13 protein-coding genes and 1 tRNA gene are annotated in these 17,602 nt (G+C 67.0%); 7 read left to right on the plus strand and 7 right to left on the minus strand.

Translation table 11 applies throughout. The annotated features are described in order from the left end of the window. Positions 1-104 precede the first annotated feature (104 nt). The 6 genes from rho to argS all read right to left on the minus strand — a co-directional run bounded on the left by rho (position 105) and on the right by argS (position 9,275). On the minus strand, positions 105-2,318 hold the full coding sequence (gene rho / locus KKR91_RS11980; protein ID WP_210231555.1) for a transcription termination factor Rho: 2,214 nt from the start codon (positions 2,316-2,318) through the stop codon (positions 105-107). Between the two features lie 398 nt (positions 2,319-2,716). After that, entirely contained in the window at positions 2,717-3,697 is a 981-nt protein-coding gene (thrB, locus tag KKR91_RS11985) for a homoserine kinase (RefSeq protein ID WP_210231554.1), read from the minus strand. 6 nt (positions 3,698-3,703) lie between these two features. After that, a complete protein-coding gene (gene thrC, locus KKR91_RS11990; protein WP_210231553.1) occupies positions 3,704-4,819 on the minus strand; it encodes a threonine synthase in 1,116 nt (371 codons plus the stop codon). Positions 4,820-4,823: 4 nt separating this feature from the next. Beyond that, on the minus strand, positions 4,824-6,125 hold the full coding sequence (locus KKR91_RS11995) for a homoserine dehydrogenase (RefSeq protein WP_210231552.1): 1,302 nt from the start codon (positions 6,123-6,125) through the stop codon (positions 4,824-4,826). Positions 6,126-6,200: 75 nt separating this feature from the next. Continuing rightward, a complete protein-coding gene (gene lysA, locus KKR91_RS12000) occupies positions 6,201-7,622 on the minus strand; it encodes a diaminopimelate decarboxylase (RefSeq protein WP_210231551.1) in 1,422 nt (473 codons plus the stop codon). A gap of 3 nt (positions 7,623-7,625) precedes the next feature. Continuing rightward, positions 7,626-9,275: an arginine--tRNA ligase gene (gene argS, locus KKR91_RS12005; protein ID WP_210231550.1), complete on the minus strand. Its 1,650-nt coding sequence runs from the start codon at positions 9,273-9,275 to the stop codon at positions 7,626-7,628. Between the two features lie 173 nt (positions 9,276-9,448). Here argS and KKR91_RS12010 point away from each other — a divergent pair, with 173 nt between their 5' ends. From KKR91_RS12010 to KKR91_RS12025, 4 genes are all read left to right on the plus strand, one after another. Beyond that, positions 9,449-9,916, plus strand: a complete 468-nt coding sequence (locus KKR91_RS12010) for an FMN-binding protein (RefSeq protein WP_210231549.1) — start codon at positions 9,449-9,451, stop codon at positions 9,914-9,916. Between the two features lie 13 nt (positions 9,917-9,929). Beyond that, positions 9,930-10,796, plus strand: coding sequence for an FAD:protein FMN transferase (locus KKR91_RS12015; RefSeq protein ID WP_210231548.1), 867 nt, complete (start codon positions 9,930-9,932; stop codon positions 10,794-10,796). Further along, the gene (locus KKR91_RS12020; RefSeq protein ID WP_210231547.1) at positions 10,793-12,334 is read left to right on the plus strand and encodes a ferredoxin--NADP reductase; all 1,542 of its coding nucleotides are present in this window, start codon (positions 10,793-10,795) and stop codon (positions 12,332-12,334) included. Before KKR91_RS12015 ends, KKR91_RS12020 begins: the two co-directional genes overlap by 4 nt. Before the next feature lie 118 nt (positions 12,335-12,452). Next, positions 12,453-12,528: transfer RNA gene (locus KKR91_RS12025), tRNA-Arg, on the plus strand. Positions 12,529-12,550: 22 nt separating this feature from the next. Here KKR91_RS12025 and KKR91_RS12030 read toward each other — a convergent pair. Beyond that, the gene (locus KKR91_RS12030; protein ID WP_215057232.1) at positions 12,551-13,759 is read right to left on the minus strand and encodes an IS481 family transposase; all 1,209 of its coding nucleotides are present in this window, start codon (positions 13,757-13,759) and stop codon (positions 12,551-12,553) included. 310 nt (positions 13,760-14,069) lie between these two features. Between KKR91_RS12030 and KKR91_RS12035 the strand changes: the two genes are divergently transcribed. The 3 genes from KKR91_RS12035 to KKR91_RS12045 all read left to right on the plus strand — a co-directional run bounded on the left by KKR91_RS12035 (position 14,070) and on the right by KKR91_RS12045 (position 17,538). Further along, positions 14,070-15,818, plus strand: a complete 1,749-nt coding sequence (locus KKR91_RS12035) for a pyruvate dehydrogenase (protein WP_210231308.1) — start codon at positions 14,070-14,072, stop codon at positions 15,816-15,818. Between the two features lie 158 nt (positions 15,819-15,976). Beyond that, entirely contained in the window at positions 15,977-16,567 is a 591-nt protein-coding gene (locus KKR91_RS12040; protein ID WP_237687365.1) for a TetR/AcrR family transcriptional regulator, read from the plus strand. Then, on the plus strand, positions 16,564-17,538 hold the full coding sequence (locus KKR91_RS12045; protein WP_210231306.1) for an NADPH:quinone oxidoreductase family protein: 975 nt from the start codon (positions 16,564-16,566) through the stop codon (positions 17,536-17,538). The genes KKR91_RS12040 and KKR91_RS12045 overlap by 4 nt, the downstream gene beginning before the upstream one ends. Positions 17,539-17,602: the final 64 nt, after the last annotated feature.

The following is a 17,602-nucleotide window of genomic DNA, read 5'->3' on the forward strand; positions in this document are numbered from 1 at the left end:
AACGGCCGCGGCGCTGACACAAACGCGCGTTAACTGCCAAGCCGCCCAGGCTCCCGCGCTTCCGCAGTGCGGAAACGTGGGGCATGAGCGGCTCGGTAAGGCAGCTAGTCGTCCTTGGTGCCCAGGGTGGTCTTCTGGATCTGCATCAGGAATTCCACGTTGGACTGCGTCTCGCGGATCTTTCCGGTGAGCAGTTCCAGCGCCGACTGGGTGTCCAGGCCGGACAGGACCCGGCGCAGCTTCCACATGATCTTGACTTCATCAGGGGAAAGCAGGTTCTCTTCGCGGCGGGTACCGGACGCGTTGACGTCCACGGCCGGGAAGATGCGCTTGTCCGCAAGGTTGCGGGACAGGCGCAGTTCCATGTTGCCGGTTCCCTTGAATTCCTCGAAGATGACCTCGTCCATCTTGGATCCGGTCTCCACCAGGGCCGTGGCCAGGATGGTGAGCGAGCCGCCGTTTTCGATGTTGCGGGCAGCACCGAAGAAACGCTTGGGCGGGTACAGCGCGGACGAGTCCACGCCACCGGAGAGGATACGGCCCGACGCCGGAGCGGCCAGGTTGTAGGCGCGGCCCAGGCGGGTCATGGAGTCCAGGAGGACGACGACGTCGTTCCCCATCTCCACGAGGCGCTTGGCACGCTCGATGGCCAGTTCGGCAACCGTGGTGTGGTCATCTGCGGGACGGTCGAAGGTGGAGGCAATGACCTCACCCTTGACCGTGCGCTGCATGTCGGTGACTTCTTCAGGGCGCTCGTCCACGAGGACCATCATGAGGTGGACCTCAGGATTGTTGATCGTGATTGCGTTGGCAATCGCCTGCAGAATCAGGGTCTTGCCGGCCTTCGGCGGGGAAACGATCAGGCCGCGCTGGCCCTTGCCGATCGGAGCCACCAGGTCAATGACGCGGGGGCCGATCACCTTGGCGGACGTCTCCAGGCGCAGGCGCTCGGAGGGGTACAGCGGAACCAGCTTGGAGAACTCCACGCGGTCCTTGTTGTCTTCGGCGGGCTTGCCGTTGACGGTGGTCAGACGGACCAGCGCGTTGAACTTCTGGCGCTGGTTGCCGCCCTGGCTCTCGCCTTCGCGGGGGGCGCGGATGGCGCCAACGACGGCGTCGCCCTTGCGCAGGTTGTACTTCTTGACCTGGGCCAGGGAGACGTAGACATCGTTCGGGCCCGGCAGGTAGCCGGAGGTGCGGACGAACGCATAGTTCTCCAGGACGTCCAGGATGCCGGCAACGGGCAGCAGGACGTCGTCCTCTGTTACCTCGACATCGTCGACATCCGGGTTCTGGTTCCGGTTGCGGCGGCGCTCGTTGCGGTCACGGAAACGGTCGTTCCGGTCGCTGCGGTCGTTCCGGTCGTTACGATCGCTGCGGTCATTCCGGTCGCCGCGGTCGTTGCGGTCGTTGCGGTTGCGGTTGCGGCGGTTGCGTCCGCGGCCGTTCTCGTCCGAGTCCTCACGGGAATCCCGCTCGCCGCGGTTGTTTTCCCGCTCACCGCGGTTGTTTTCCCGCTCGTTGCGGTTGTTTTCCCGCTCGTTGCGGTTGTTTTCCCGCTCGCCGCGGTTGTTTTCCCGCTCGCCGCGCTTGTTCTCCCGCTCGCCGCGGTTGTTCTCGCGCTCATTGCGGTTGTTCTCGCGACGGTCCTCGGAAGGTGCCTCCGAGGCGTTCGGGGCGGACTCTGCAGCCTGCTCCGGCTTGGCCTCGGCACGGCCGTTCTCGGCGCGGCTGTTCTCGCGGTTGTTCTCGCGGTTGTTTTCGCGGCTGTTCTCGGAGGTTCCCTCGCTGTCGGCGCGGCGGCTGCGTGAGCGGCGGTTGCTGCGCTCACGCGGAGCATCCTCGCGGGAATTGTCCTCGCGCGGTGCCTCGGCGGCCGGGGCCTGTGCTGCGGGCGCGGCTTCCACCGGTGCTTCAGCGGCCGGAGCAGTGACTACTCCGTCACTGGCGGCGCGGCGGTTGCGGTTGCGGGTCCGGGTGGGACGCTCAGGAGCGGCCTGCTCGGCGGCGGGTGCTTCGACTGCCGGAGCCGCTGCGCGGTCCGAACCGGCCTTGGCGCCCTCGGCCTGTGCACTGTCGGTCTTGGCACCGCGCACCGGGCGGTCGGCAACTGCGCCGCCCCGCTGGTGGTTGGAGATGGCCGTTACGAGATCTCCCTTGCGCATGCGGGATCCGCCGGTGATGCCGAGCTGGCCGGCAAGTGCCTGGAGCTGTGCAAGCTTCAGGCCTGCGAGACCGGAGCTTTTTGAAGTCGCTTCGCCGTTGTTTCCGGCGATTGCTGAATCCACACCTGTTGTCAGGTCAGTGGTGTCTGTCACGAAGGATCCTTCCCCCTCGTCGGGCGGTCCGGCGCAGTGCCGGCCGCGGATGATTTGGCCCTGGTCCCCCTATGGTCAGACATGGGGGTCAGGGTTCGCCGGTACCGGTGAAAGCCCGGACATCGGCGAATCTACAAAGGTGCCTCTTGGAAAAGAATCCACAGGAGTCTGGTCAGCTTCGCTGCCGAACTATGCGGCATTCAAGGGCACTGGCCGTGTCTTGGCAGTACCCGGAAGGCTGCACCGAGAATTGCACTTCCGCACGTGAACAAGTGTCTTCAACACGGTGTTTGGACAAAATATGCCCTGCACAACGGATTTTCAACAAATTTTCAGGGCGGCCCAGAAGCGGACGGCCTGATACGGGAGCACAAAAACGGTTCTACCGAAGACGGTTACTACCGTAGGTGCTCTTCCACTCTAGCACCATCTCGGTCAACGCTCAGCCGTAAAACGCGCCAGGATTGCGTAGTTCCCGCCGCCTCAAGATGCCCGTTGATCAGGGACTGCGCTTCCTGAGCCTGCACCTGGCCCGCAGCCAGCGCCATGACGGTTGGCCCGGCCCCGGAGATCACCGCGGCCACCCCGTTTTCCCGCAGGTGGCGCACCAGCGCGGCACTGGGTTCCATCGCGGCCGCCCGGTAGTCCTGGTGCAGGAAATCGACCGTGCCCGGCAGCAGCATCGCCGGCTGCGCGGCAAGGGCGTGGATCAGCAGGGCAGAACGGCCGGAGTTGGCAGCCGCGTCGGCGTGCGGAACAGTGTCTGGGAGCAGTCCGCGTGCACTTTCGGTGGACAGCTCGTTGGACGGCACCGCGGCCACCGGAATGATGTCCGGGTGCACCGGGGCGGTGACGGAGCGGAACGCTCCCTCTTCTTCCCAGGAGATGGCCAACCCTCCGGCCAGCGCCGGAGCCACGTTGTCCGGATGACCTTCCAGCCGCGAGCACAGATCCAGCAGGGCTGCAGCGTCGAGGCGGTGCCCGGCCGGGAGCAGGGCGTTGCCGGCCAGGACACCGGACACGATGGCCGAGGCCGAGGAACCCAGGCCGCGGCCGTGCGGAATGATGTTTTCCGCGTCCAGTTCCAGCCCCTGCAGCGCATAGCCGGCCGATTCCACCGTGAGGCGGATCGTGCGGACCACCAAGTGGGTCTCATCGGTGGGCAGCGTTCCAGCACCCTCGCCGGTGATGCGGACCAGGGTTCCGGGCTCGCCCGAGGTGCGCACCCGCACCGTGTCGTACAGGCCCACGGCCAGGCCCAGGCTGTCAAAGCCCGGGCCCAGGTTGGCGCTGGTGGCCGGCACCCGCACGGTGACGTCCTGCCCGGGGGCGACGGCGGCGGCGGCGCGGGAGAGTTCCGCGGAGTTACTCACGTGCATGTCTGCTTAGCCCGCAGCCTGTGCTTCCAGGCCCAGCGCAGCGGCGACGGATACGACGTCGAACTCCACCTTGGTGGGCTCCACATCCGAACCATCTGCCGTGCGCAGCGCCCACTGCGGATCCTTCAGCCCATGGCCGGTGACCGTGATGACAATGGTCTTGCCGGTGGGCGCCTCGCCGGCGGCATGCTTCTTCAGCAGGCCGGCCACACCGGCAGCCGAGGCGGGCTCCACGAAGACACCCTCGCGGGAGGACAACCAGCGGTGCGCGTCCAGGATCTCCGTATCGGTGACGGCTTCGATCAGGCCGCCGGACTCGTCGCGGGCAGCGATCGCCTGGTCCCAGGACGCGGGATTGCCGATCCGGATGGCCGTGGCGATGGTGTCCGGGTCGCTGACCGGGTGGCCCTTGACCAGGGGCGAGGCGCCTTCGGCCTGGAAACCCCACATGGCCGGGGTCTTCGTGGCAACCGGTGCCAGCTCGTCCCCGGCAAGGTTCGTGTAGGGCGCGGCGTACTCGGAGTACCCCTTCCAGTACGCGGTGATGTTTCCGGCGTTGCCGACGGGCAGCAGGTGGAAGTCCGGAGCGTCGCCCAGGGCATCCACCACTTCAAAGGCGGCGGTCTTCTGGCCTTCGATGCGGGCCGGGTTCACGGAGTTCACCAGGAACACCGGGTACGCCTCGGCCAGCTTGCGGGCCACGTCCAGGCAGTTGTCGAAGTTTCCGTTGACCTGCAGCAGTTGCGCGCCGTGCGCGATGGCCTGGCTGAGCTTGCCCATGGAGATCTTGCCGTCCGGTACGAGCACGGCGCAGGTGATGCCCGCCTGCGTTGCGTAGGCGGCCGCGGAGGCGGAGGTGTTGCCGGTGGAGGCACATACGACGGCCTTCGCCCCGGCCTCCACGGCAGCGGTCATGGCCATGGTCATGCCGCGGTCCTTGAAGGAACCGGTGGGGTTCATGCCCTCGACCTTGAGGTAAACCTCGTTGCCGGTGAGCTCGGACAGCGCCTTCGCCCGGACCAGCGGCGTGCCGCCCTCCCCCAGGGTGATGATTTCGGTGCTGTCGGTTACGGGCAGACGATCGGCGTATTCGCGGATGACGCCGCGCCATTGATGAGCCACGGTATTAGACCCCTTCTACCCGCAGGACGGATGTGACTGAATTGATGACGTCCAGGCCCCTGATGGCCTCGACGGTGGCTGCTAGGGCAGCCTCGGTGGCGCGGTGGGTGACGAAGCGCAGTTCTGCGGCCGCCTGCCCGCCCTCGCCGTGGATGGTCTGGCGCATGGTTTCGATGGAGACGCCGTGTTCGGCGAAGACCCGGGCCACGGCGGCCAGCACGCCGGGCTGGTCGGTGACCTGCAGCCCGATGCTGTAGCTGGTGGTGACCTTTTCGAACGGCAGTGCCGGCACGTGACCGGTGGGGGTTTCGGCGCCCAGCGGGCCGCCCAGGACCAGGCGGCGGGCGGTGGAGACCACATCGCCCATCACGGCGGAGGCAGTGGGCGCTCCACCGGCGCCCTGGCCGTAGAACATCAGCTCGCCGGCGTTTTCCGCCTCCACGAACACCGCATTAAACGCGCCGTGCACGGCGGCCAGCGGATGCGTGCGCGGCAGCAGCGTGGGGTGCACGCGGACGCTCACGCCCTCGGCGCCGTCGTCGTCCTGGAGCTTTTCGGCGATGGCCAGCAGCTTGATGACGAAGCCTGCCTCCTTCGCGGCAGCGATGTCCTCGGCGGTGACCGCCGAGATGCCCTCGCAGGATACATTCGCCAGGTCGAAGTGGGTGTGGAACGCCAGCGACGCGAGGATGGCACCCTTGGAGGCGGCGTCGTGGCCCTCCACATCGGCGGTGGGATCGGCTTCCGCGTAGCCCAGGCGCTGTGCCTCGGCGAGGGCATCGGCGAACTGGGCGCCGGTGCTGTCCATGGCGTCCAGGATGTAGTTGGTGGTGCCGTTGACGATGCCGAGCACGCGGGTGATGCGGTCACCGGAGAGGCTGTCGCGGATGGGGCGCAGGATCGGAATCGCTCCGGCCACCGCTGCCTCATAGGCGAGCCGGACACCGGCGGCGTCGGCCTTTTCGAACAAAGCGGCGCCGTCTGCGGCCAACAAGGCTTTGTTGCCGGTCACCACCGAGGCGCCGTGGCCGATCGCGTGCAGCATCAGGGACCGGGCCGGCTCCAGGCCGCCCATCAGTTCAATGACGATGTCGGCATCTTCGACCAGCTTCTCGGCATCCGTGGTGAACAGGTCCTTCGGCAGGTCCGTGTCCCGCGGGGCGTCCGGGTTGCGGACCGCAATTCCGGTCAGTTCAAGCCGGGCACCGGTGCGCGAGGCCAGGGCATCGGCGTCGTCAATGAGGATCCGGGCCACCTGGGAACCGACATTTCCGCATCCCAGCAGTGCAACTTTCAGGGTCTTCATTGTGCGTGCCAACTCCTCTAGCAATTCGGCGGTTCTGCGCCTCGTGGGACGCTCGGTGGCGGGGGAAATCTCCGCCTAGGAAACATCCCGGGACAATAGGTCTTCTTCGGTTTCGCCGCGGATAATCAGCCGGGCGGCACCATTGGCCACGGCAACGACGGGCGGCCGGGCAATGTAGTTGTAGTTGCTGGACAGGGCCCAGCAGTAGGCGCCCGTTCCGGGAACGGCCAGCAGGTCCCCGTCTGCGGTGTCTGCCGGCAGATAGACGTCCCGAACCACTATGTCCCCGCTTTCGCAGTGTTTGCCAACCACTCGTGACATAACCGCGTCATCTTCGGAGGCACGCGAGGCCAGCACTGCGGAGTAGTCGGCGTCGTAGAGCACGGGACGGGCGTTGTCGCTCATCCCGCCGTCCACCGACACATAGCGGCGTTCGGCCGTTCCGCCGCCGGCGGTGTCCACGCGCACCGTCTTGATGGTGCCGGTGCGGTACAGGGTGAAGGTAGACGGGCCCGCAATGGCACGGCCGGGCTCGATCGAAATCCGGGGAACGGCCAGGCCCAGCTCTTTGCAGGTCGCGCCGACGACGGCGGCCATCGCCTTGGCGATTTCGGCCGGCGGACGCGGTGTGTCGGCCTCGGTGTAGGCGATGCCGTAGCCGCCGCCCAGATCCAGTTCGGGAAGTTCGATGCCGTGTTCAGCCTTGACCCCGGACAGGAAGCCGAGCAGCCGCTTGGCTGCCAGCTCAAAGCCCTCTGGCTCGAAAATCTGGGAGCCGATGTGGCAGTGCAGGCCCAGCAGGGTGATGCCCCCGTGGCCCAGGGCCGCTGCCACCGCTGCGGCGGCCGGGGACACCCCGGTCTCGGGGTCCGGTGCCATGGAGAGCCCGAACTTCTGGTCTTCGTGCGCGGTGGCGATGAAGTCGTGGGTATGGGCGTGCACGCCGGGGGTCAGGCGCAGCATGACGTTGGCCCGTTCCCCGCGGGAGGCGGCCAGCGCGCCCAGGCGCTCCAGCTCGGGCAGGCTGTCCACCACAATCCGGCCCAGGCCCATGTCCAGGGCACGGGTCAGCTCGGCGTCGGATTTGTTGTTGCCGTGCAGGCCGAGGTTGGCGCCGGGGATTCCGGCACGCCGCGCCACTGCCAGTTCCCCGCCGGAGCAGGTGTCCAGGCGCAGGCCCTCGGAGGCGACCCAGCGGGCCACCTCCGTGCAGAGGAAGGCCTTGCCGGCGTAGTAGACGTCCGCTCCCCCGCAGAGGTCGGCGAAGGCGGCGTCGAAGGAGTCCTTGAAGTCCCTGGCGCGGGCCCGGAAATCGGCCTCGGAGACCACGAACAAGGGCGTGCCGAACTGTTTCGCCAGCGCGCCGGCGCTGACGCCGGCAACCTCGATTTCACCGGCGTCGTTCCGGGTTACGTCGCGGGCCCACATCAGCGGGCGCAGTGCATTGGCATCCGCCGGATGGCTGAGCCATTCGGGGGCCAGCGGGGAAAGCGTCATGGACTACATCCGTTCCGGAGCGGAGACTCCCAGCAGGCCCAGGCCGTTGGCCAGGACCTGGCGGGCAGCGAGGTTCAGCCACAGCCGGGTGCGGTTGACGTCGGTGATCTCTTCGTCGCCCTGCGGGGCGATGCGGCAGGCGTCGTACCAGCGGTGGTAGGTGCCGGCGATGACTTCCAGGTGCCGGGCGACGCGGTGCGGTTCGCGGAAGGCACTGGCCTGCGCGACGACGCCGGGATACTGTCCCAGCGCTGCGAGCAGCGCGCCTTCGGTCGGGTGTGTCAGCAGGGACGCGTCAAAGGCTGAATCGTCGACGCCGGCGGCGGCGGCATTGGCGGCCAGGGCGTGCGTGCGGGCGTGGGCGTACTGGACGTAGAACACCGGGTTCTCGTTGCTGCGCTTGGTCAGCAGGTCCAGGTCGACGTCGATGTTGGAGTCCGCGGAGAAACGCGCCAGCGTGTAGCGTGCGGCATCAACGCCCACGGCATCGACCAGGTCTTCCAGCGTCACCACGGTACCGGCGCGCTTGGACATGCGCACGGGCTTGCCGTCCTTGACCAGGTTCACCATCTGGCCGATCAGCACCTCCACGCAGGCCGGGTCGTGGCCCAGGGCGGCGGCCGCGGCCTTGAGGCGGGCAACGTAGCCGTGGTGGTCGGCGCCGAGCATGTAGAAGTTCAGGTCGAAACCGCGGTCGCGCTTGTTCTGGATATAGGCGATGTCACCGGCGATGTACGCGGCGTTGCCGTCGGACTTGATGACCACGCGGTCCTTGTCATCGCCGAACTGGCTGGAGTTCAGCCACCAGGCGCCGTCCTTTTCGTACAGGTTCTCCGAGCCCTTGAGCTGCTCCAGGAGCTTGTCCACCTGGCCGTTTTCATGCAGCGAGTCCTCGTGGAAGAAGACGTCGAAGTCCACGCCGAAGTTGTGCAGGGATTCCTTGATGTCGGAGAACATCAGGTCCACGCCGATGGCCCGGAAGCGTTCCTGTGCCTCGGCGTCGGGCAGGTCGGTGATCCCGGGCTCCGTCGCGAGCACGCGGTTGGCGATGTCTTCGATGTAGGCGCCGGCGTAACCGTCTTCCGGTGCGGCCTCACCCTTGGCGGAGGCCAGGAGCGAGCGGGCAAAGCGGTCGATCTGCGCGCCGTGGTCGTTGAAGTAGTACTCGCGGGTGACCTCGGCCCCCTGCGACTGGAACACGCGGGCCAGGGCGTCGCCGACGGCGGCCCAGCGGGTGCCGCCCAGGTGGATGGGGCCGGTGGGGTTGGCGGAGACGAACTCGAGGTTGATCCGGGTGCCCTTAAGCACCTCGGACGTGCCGTAGGACTCTCCGGCGTCGACGATGGTCTTGACCAGCTCGCCGGCTGCACCGGCGGCGAGGGTGATGTTCAGGAAGCCGGGCCCTGCGATATCCACCTTGGCCACGCCGTCGATCTTCTCAAGGCGTCCCTTGAGGATTTCCGCGAACTGGCGCGGGTTCATGCCGGCCTGCTTGGACAGCTGCAGCGCGATGTTGGTGGCCCAGTCGCCGTGGTCGCGGTTCTTGGGGCGCTCCACACGCACCTCCCGGGGCGCGTCGATGCTGAAGTCACCGGCATCGATGGCGTCTTGGAGGCAGGCAGTTACGGCGGAGGAAAGTTCTTCAGGAGTCACCGGTTAAGCATAGCCGCCGGGCGCAGGGCGTTCCGCGAACTGTGACGCTGCGGTGCGCGGCCGCCGCAGCGGTGGTGGCCAAGGCAACAGCACGTGCACAGGCAGCCGGTGCTTGGATACGTTGTAATGGATACGGACGCCCTGCCCCAGAACCCCCTGCACCAGGAGAGATCTTGACCCCCTCACGCAAAACCCTGCTGTTCACCGCTGCCTCCCTGACCCTGGTCTCCACCGCGTGCGCGGGACAGGCCGCGGAGGAAGCCCCCGCCGCGCAGGAGCCCGCTACGTCCGCCTCTGCCGCACCGCAGAGCGCTGCTCCCCAGGGGGGCGCCGCGGCCGGCAGCTACGCCGACGGCGAGTACACGGCCTCGGGCAGCTACACGCCGCCGTCGAACCAGACCGAGGAGGTGGACGTGACCATGACCCTCGAAGGCAACACCGTCACGGCGCTTGAGGTCACCACCTCGGGAAACCACCCCACTTCCAAGGCGTACCAGCGCGAGTTCACCTCGGGCGTGCAGGAGCAGGTCATCGGCAAGAGCCTCGACGAGCTCGACGTCGACAAGGTAGCGGGTTCCTCCCTCACCAGCCAGGGCTTCAACAAGGCCCTGGAGACAATCCGGGCCGAAGCCGCGAACTGACCCGCCGGCCCCCATGGCGGACCTGAGCTTCGATGCCATCGGCACCGCATGGACCATCACTACGGCAGCCCCGCTGGCGGCACCGGTCCGCGCGGCAGTGGCCGGGCTGGTCGAAGAATATGACCGCACCTATTCGCGGTTCCGCTCCGATTCGGTGATCGCGCCGCTGGCCCGGACCGCCGGAACCGTGGCGCTGCCGCCCTCGGCCGCACCGCTGCTGTCGCTGTTCGATACCCTGCACCGGCTCACCGATGGGGCAGTCAATCCCCTGGTGGGACATTCGCTGGAAAAGCTCGGGTACGACGCCGCCTATTCCTTTGCCGCCTCCGCCCCGTCACCGGCGCCGGGCTGGCGGGCCGCCGCCTCCTGGGAAACCGCGGGCCGGCAGGTGCAGCTGCACACCACGGAACCGGCCACCCTGGACATCGGCGCCGCCGGCAAGGGCCAGCTCGTGGATCTGGTCTTTGACCTGCTGCAGGCCGCCGGGCACTCGGACGTAACCGTGGACGCGGGATCGGATCTCCGGCATGCCGGTCAGCGGGCACTGCAGGTGGCCTTGGAACACCCCTACGACAGCACCCGCGCCATCGGCGTTGTCCCGCTGCGGGACCGGGCGTTGTGCGGATCCGCAGCGAACCGGCGGGCCTGGGGCGATGGCCTGCACCATATTCTCGATGCCTCAACCGGCCGCCCCGTGCAGGCTGTGGCCGCAACCTGGGTGCTCGCCGCCGACGCCATGAGCGCCGACGGGCTGGCGACCGCCCTGTTTTTCACCGACCCCGCCCGGCTCGCCGAGGAATTCGCCTTTGATTATGTGCGGATGTTCTCGGACGGCCGGGCCACCTTCTCAGATGCCATGGCTGGAGTCCTGTTTTCATGAGCCTTTCCCTGCCCACGCCGGTAACCCGACGGCTGGACGCCTTCACCGGCCGCTGGACAATGTACCGGCTGACGGTGTTCCTGCTGCTGGGCATTACTGCCTGGTCTTTTGTGCTGTCCTTCGCCGGGGCACTCTTCTACACCCCGGCAGCGCTGGCTGCGACCGCCGTCACCGCCGTCGTCTCCGCCCTGGTCGCCAGCCGCGTCATGGGGCTTCTTTTCCGGACCCGGCCGCAGACGGATTCCTCGCTGATCACCGGGCTGCTGCTCTACTTCCTGCTGTGGCCAAGCACCGAGGGCAGTGCCCTGCTCACCGTGGCGCTGGCCGCCGGCGCCGCCACCGCCTCCAAATACCTGCTGGTCTGGCGTGGGCGGCACATCTTCAACCCAGCTGCCCTGGGGGCCGCGGTCCTGGCCCTGACCGGGCTGGGCGCTGCGGCCTGGTGGGTGGCGGCACCGCTGATGCTGGTGGCCGTGCTCCCGGCTGCAGCACTGATCCTGTACCGGAACCGGCTGCTGCCAATGGCCGGGGTGTTCCTGCTGGCCGCCGGAGTCATTATCACGGTGCGGATGATTGCCGCCGGTGAAACCCTCCCCGCTGCGCTGTGGACACTGCTGGCGTCCTATCCGGTGGTGTTCTTCGCCGGCTTCATGCTGTCCGAGCCGCTGACCCTGCCGCCGCGGCGCCTCCAGCGGCTGGCCGAGGCCGCCGTCGTCGGCGTGCTGTTTGCCGTGCCGCTAAGTTTCGGGCCGGTCTTTATGTCCCCCGAGCTGGCCCTGCTTGCCGGAAACCTGCTGGCCTTTGCCCTGGCCCCGCGCACCGGTATCCGGCTGCGCCTGCGGGAGAACCGGGCGCTCACCCCCACCGCCCGGGAGCTGGTGTTCGAACCCGTGCGTCCGCTGCGGTTCCAGCCGGGCCAGTACGTGGAGCTGAGCCTTCCGCACGGCACCGCCGATGCCCGTGGCACCCGGCGGATCTTCAGCCTGACCACTGCCCCGGAAGACCCCGGCACCGTGGCCGTGGGGCTGCGCGCCGCCGAACCGGTCAGCTCGTTCAAGACCGCCCTGCTGAAGCTGAAGCCCGGAGCGGTGGTTTCCGCGACGGCCGTGGCGGGAGACTTCCTGCTGCCCCGGGACCGGGGCGTGCCGCTGCTGCTGGTCGCCTCCGGCATCGGCATCACCCCGTTTATGAGCCAGCTGCGGTCCCTCGCTGCAGGCGGCGGGCCGGACGGCACCGTCCCGCGCGACGTCGTCCTCGTGTATGCGGCCTCCTCCACTGACGAACTGGCGTACGCCGCCGAACTGCTCGGCATGGGACTGCGCGTCCTGGTCTGCACCCCGGAGGATCCGCAGATCAGCGGGTGGACCTGGCTGGGCCCCGGCCTGCCCGATGCCCAGACCCTTGCCCGTGAGGTGCCGGACGTGGCTTCGCGCGCGGCCTACGTGTCAGGCTCTCCTGCCGCAGTGGCCGCAGCCCGGGCCGCGGTCCGGGGGGCCGGCGGGCGTTCGGTGCGGACGGACGCGTTCCTCGGATACTGAGTTGACCGGGCCGGTTTGGGAGTGTTTTCAACTCGGTTTCCGGGGCGTTTTCCCACGGCGCGCCTGACCTGCTAAGCTTCTTGAGTCCCACAGGAGCTGCCGGTTTACCGGCCTCCTTGCCCTCGTAGCTCAGGGGATAGAGCGGTTGCCTCCGGAGCAACAGGCCGTAGGTTCGAATCCTATCGAGGGCACCAATGTGATGAGTCGAGACATCGTTCACGGATGAGTCGCGACATAGGTAACACCCCGGTCTTCGGACCGGGGTGTTTTCTTTTGTCTGGGTTGGTAGTCGCGTGAGGGGTCCAGTGTCAGTTCGCGCAGGATCTCTCCGGTGGCTGTTTCGGTGATGACGATGTCCTGTTCGTGGATGAGCATGAGGATGTGTTTGCCGGCGTAGGCCCGTCCCAGCCCGATATGTCGCAGTCTGCCTGCGTAGCGCAGTGAGACCTTCCCGGTCGTGTCGATCCGGTCCACGCGGACCCGCCAATGACCTCCCTGCCGGGCTGTCAGCGGTACCGCTTTGACGGTGGCGTTGTAGGCCTGGACGGGTGTTTTCCGGTCCAGCGCGCGGTGCGGACGTTCATGGTTATAGATATGGCGGAACTTTTCGAGCTGGGCGTTGAGGTCCTGCAGGGTCTCTGCCCGCGGCTGGCCGCTGAGCCATTTCTTCAGGGTTTGATGGAAGCGTTCAATCTTTCCCTGGGTTTGCGGGTGGCCCGGGGATCCGTTCTTCTGGGTGATCTTCAGGGCGTGCAGGAGGTTCTCGAAGCTGTTGCGGCCGCCTTTGCCGCCGGCGAAGCGGGAGGTATAGACCAGGCCGTTATCGGTCAGGGTGGAGGCCGGCAGCCCGTACTGGTTGGCGGTTTTGAGGAAGGTCTCGCTGACGGCGGTTCCGGTGACGGGCCGGTATGCGGTGCAGGCGAGCAGGTAGCGGGAGTGGTCATCGAGGAAGTTCAGGATCTCGGTATCGGTGCCGTCGGCCAGCGGCCAGTGGGTGAAATCGGATTGCCAGGTCTCGTTCGGTTGGGCGGCTTCGAAGCGGTGAAGTGAGGATTTGGGCCGTTTTCTGGGTGCTGGGGTGATCAGACCGGCGGCGTGCAGGATCCGGCGGATCGTTGAGGTGGAGGGCGCGGTGATGCCTTCCCTGGCGAGGTGCCAGGCGATGGTGACGGGACCGGCGTCCAGGCCCGCTGCGGTTAGGTCCCGGCGCAGGGACCTAATCCGGTCAGCTGTCGGGGGCGGGATGCGGTGTGCGTTGTTGTGCGGGCGGCGGGAGCGCGGTGTCAGGGCTGCTGTGCCGCCGTCCCGGTAGCGGCGGATCAGGACGTGGACCCAGCGGCGGCTCACGCCGTAGCGGCGGGCGGCCTCGGAGATGCTGAGGCCCTGCTCTGTGACGGACAGGACGATGACCTTCTGCTTTGACATGGCCGATTCTGGACCGGGGCCGGGTGTGAAGCATGTCGCGACTCACCGGTGAAGTGGCATCTGTAAACGATGTCCCGACTCATGTGTGAACTATGTCGTGAATCCAGACACTATCGAGGGCACCAAAAAGGATGAGCAACACCCCGATCTTCGGATCGGGGTGTTTTCTTTTGCCTGGGTGCCCGCCGGCCGGACTCTCCAGGGACCCGGCCCGTTTCCGGTGCGGATCTGCCCGTCAGGCTGCCGGGCCTCCCTTCGGGACCATCCCCGGCCTAGCATTGGAGCCACCTTCGGCACACCGGGAGTCGTCATGGCCAAAACGCTCGCCACCCAGCTCGTCGACCAGCTTCGCTCCGCAGGGGTCCAACGCATCTACGGGATAGTCGGGGACAGCCTCAATCCGATAGTGGACGCCGTCCGCCGGACGGGAGGAGCCAAAAAAGGCGGCATCGACTGGATTCATGTCCGGAACGAGGAAACGGCGAGCTTTGCCGCCTCCGCAGAGGCCCAGCTAACCGGCCGGCTGGCGGTCTGCGCCGGCTCCTGCGGCCCCGGCAACCTGCACCTCATCAACGGTCTGTATGACGCCAACCGTTCCGGTGCGCCCGTGCTGGCCATCGCCTCACACATACCGACGGTGCAGATCGGCAGCGGCTTCTTCCAGGAAACGCATCCGGACCGCATCTTCAATGAGTGCTCGGTGTATTCCGAGCTGATCAGCAGCACCGATCAGGCGCCCCGGGTGATGCAGAGCGCCATCCAGCATGCGCTCGCGAAGAGCGGAGTTTCAGTGATCACGCTCCCCGGCGACATCGCCGGACAGGATGCCTCCGCACCGACCCCGGCGCCGGCGCACTTCATGCCGGCCACCGTGGTGCCCGCAGCGCAGAGCGTGCGGGCACTGGCGGACGCGGTGAACCGGGCCCGGAAGGTCGCCCTGTTTGTAGGAATCGGAGTCCAGGGGGCGCATGACGCCGTGACCGAATTCGCCGCGAAGGTCCATGCCCCGATTGGACACTCCCTGCGGGGAAAGGACTTCATCCAGTACGAGAACCCGTCCGACGTGGGGATGACCGGACTCCTGGGCTACGGCGCCGCGGCTGAGGGGATCGAAGACGCTGACTTGTTGATCCTCCTGGGCACGGACTTCCCCTACAACCAGTTCCTGCCCGGGACCACCCCCGCGCAGGTGGACCGGGCCGCCGAGCGGCTCGGGCGCCGCACCGACGTCGATATTGCAGTCCACGGGGATGTATCCGCCACACTGCAGGCGCTTCTGCCGCTGGTGGAGCAGAAACAGGACGATGCATTCCTCACGGAGATGCTCAGGAAACACGACCGGTTGATGAACAAGGCGGTTGGTGCCTATACGCGGGACGTTGAGCGCATGCGGCCCATCCATCCCGAATATGCCGCCTCCCTGCTGGATCAGGCAGCCGCTGAAGACGCGGTCTTCACTGCGGACACCGGGATGTGCAATGTCTGGACCGCCCGGTACATCAATCCGCTGGGGACCCGGCGGCTCATCGGCTCCTACCTGCACGGGTCCATGGCCAACGCCCTTCCCCACGCCGTCGGCGCCCAGTTCGCCTACCCGGGCCGCCAGGTGATCGCTGTCAGCGGCGACGGTGGTCTGGGCATGCTGCTGGGCGAACTCCTGACCGCGCGGATGTATGACCTGCCGTTGACGGTGGTGCTGTTCAACAACTCGACCCTGGGCATGGTGAAGCTGGAGATGCTTGTGGACGGCCTGCCCGACTTCGCAGTGGACGTGTTGGACGTGAACTACGCGGACATTGCCGCGGCCATGGGCTTCCACTCCGTCAGGGTCACCGATCCCGGCGACATCATGCAGGCCTACCGGGACGCGCTGGATAACCCGGGCCCGGCACTGGTGGAACTGGTCACCGATCCGAATGCGTTGTCCATCCCGCCCAAGATCACCCCCGGGCAGGTCCTCGGCTTCGCCACCGCCATGTCAAGGGTTGTCCTGAACCGGGGTGCCGGAGAGGCCGTCAGCATGGCCCGGAGCAACCTGCGGAACATACCCCGCTCCTGACCCGTCGCAAAAGGTCCGTGGGATTATTCTGCGAATCCCCTTGCGCACGGCGATTCTGGCGGTATGGTCTATCACATACCAACCGGTCGGTTCCGCTTGGGCCCGCCACTTTCCACCTGTTAGACACGAGAAACACGGATCAGCGCCCCATGAAAACCATGAACATCAAAGAAGAGCTCACCCGGGTTTCCGTGGAGCTCTTCGCCAGCCAGGGCTACGCGAAGACAAGCGTGCAGCAGATCGTTGACGCGGCCGGCGTCACCAAGGGCGCGCTCTACCACTACTTCAATTCCAAGGATGACCTGCTCTTCGACATCTACGACCGGATCCTCACCCTCCAGCTGCGGAACCTGCATGAAATAACGGACCGCGGGTTGCCCGTCGGCGAGACAGTCCGCCTGGTCTGCGAGGACGTCATCGTCACCTCCATCGAATGGATCCGTGAAGGTGCGGTGTTCTTCCGCTCCCAGCACATGCTCAGCCCCGACCGGATGGAGGACGTCAAAGTCCGGCGGCGCCAGTACAACGAGGTCTTCGGAGCCTTGATTACCCGCGGAAAGACAGAGGGAGTCTTCCGCGACGACATTCCCACCGCCGTGCTCGTAGCCAACTTTTTTGCCAACCCGCACTACCTCTCCTTCTGGTACCAGCCATCCGGACCCCTGACCAGGGAGCAGGTGGCCAAGCAGATCACCGACCTCTACCTCACCGGGCTGCGGCCTGCCCACTCCGAAGGAGCAGCACTATGAAAGCCTGGAACGTCGTCACCAACGCAGAACCCCGGGACGCACTGCGGCTGGTCGAGGCCCCCTCCCCCGCCGCCGGGCCGGGCATGCTGGTACTGGCCACCCGCGCCGTCGCGCTCAATTTCCCCGATGTACTGCTCTGCCGCGGCGAGTACCAGGAAAAACCCCCGCTGCCCTTCGTGCCGGGCATTGAACTGTGCGGCACAGTCATCGGAATCGGCGAGGGCGTCACCGGCTTCCACGTGGGCGACCGCGTTGTCGCCTCGCACCTCGGGGTGATGGCGCAGGAGGTTGCAGTGCCCGCGGCGTCGGCCTTTCCCGCGCCGGAGTCCCTTTCGGACGCCGAGGCGGCAGCCCTGTGCATCGGCTACCAGACCGGATACTTTGGGCTGCACCGCCGCGCACGGATCGCCCCGGGCGAGACTCTGCTGGTGCATGCCGCAGCCGGCGGTGTCGGAACCGCAGCGGTCCAGCTGGGCAAGGCGGCCGGCGCCACCGTAATCGGTGTCGTGGGCAACGAGGCCAAACGCCTGGTTGCCGAAGAAGCCGGTGCCGATCTGGTCATCAACCGCACCACCGGGGATTTCGTCGAGGTGGTCAACACGGCGACCGGCGGCCGGGGCGCCGACGTCATCTACGATCCCGTCGGCGGGAGCACCTTTGACCGCTCCACCCGCTGCATCGCCTTTGAAGGCCGGATTGTGGTGGTTGGTTTTGCCGGGGGCACGCTGCAGACCGCCCGGATGAACCATGCGCTGGTCAAGAACTACGCCCTGCTTGGCCTGCACTGGGCCCTGTACGCCAAAAAGGCGCCGGAACTGGTGTCCGAGGCCCATGAGCAGCTCACCCTCCTGGCGGACAAGGGACTGATCCGCCCGGTGGTCACCGAGACCGTCCCGTTCGAAGACGCACCCGACGCCATCCAGCGCCTGGGTGACGGCACCACCGCAGGGCGGGTGGTGTTGACCCTGTAGCCTCCGCGCACACCCCTACCCTCGCCACCCTTCCTGCAGTATCCCTTCTTGCCGAGACAACGGA

This window comes from Arthrobacter jiangjiafuii (assembly GCF_018622995.1).
GTDB classification, from domain to species: Bacteria; Actinomycetota; Actinomycetes; order Actinomycetales; family Micrococcaceae; genus Arthrobacter_B; species Arthrobacter_B jiangjiafuii.

What these genes read in the sequence shown, in the direction of transcription:
- thrB (WP_210231554.1), bottom strand. Translation starts at nt 3,697, where the DNA reads ATGCACGTGAGTAACTCCGCGGAACTCTCCCGCGCCGCCGCCGCCGTC.
- KKR91_RS11995 (WP_210231552.1), bottom strand. Translation starts at nt 6,125, where the DNA reads ATGAAGACCCTGAAAGTTGCACTGCTGGGATGCGGAAATGTCGGTTCC.
- lysA (WP_210231551.1), bottom strand. Translation starts at nt 7,622, where the DNA reads ATGACGCTTTCCCCGCTGGCCCCCGAATGGCTCAGCCATCCGGCGGAT.
- KKR91_RS12015 (WP_210231548.1), top strand. Translation starts at nt 9,930, where the DNA reads ATGGCGGACCTGAGCTTCGATGCCATCGGCACCGCATGGACCATCACT.
- KKR91_RS12020 (WP_210231547.1), top strand. Translation starts at nt 10,793, where the DNA reads ATGAGCCTTTCCCTGCCCACGCCGGTAACCCGACGGCTGGACGCCTTC.
- KKR91_RS12030 (WP_215057232.1), bottom strand. Translation starts at nt 13,759, where the DNA reads ATGTCAAAGCAGAAGGTCATCGTCCTGTCCGTCACAGAGCAGGGCCTC.
- KKR91_RS12035 (WP_210231308.1), top strand. Translation starts at nt 14,070, where the DNA reads ATGGCCAAAACGCTCGCCACCCAGCTCGTCGACCAGCTTCGCTCCGCA.
- KKR91_RS12040 (WP_237687365.1), top strand. Translation starts at nt 15,977, where the DNA reads ATGAACATCAAAGAAGAGCTCACCCGGGTTTCCGTGGAGCTCTTCGCC.
- KKR91_RS12045 (WP_210231306.1), top strand. Translation starts at nt 16,564, where the DNA reads ATGAAAGCCTGGAACGTCGTCACCAACGCAGAACCCCGGGACGCACTG.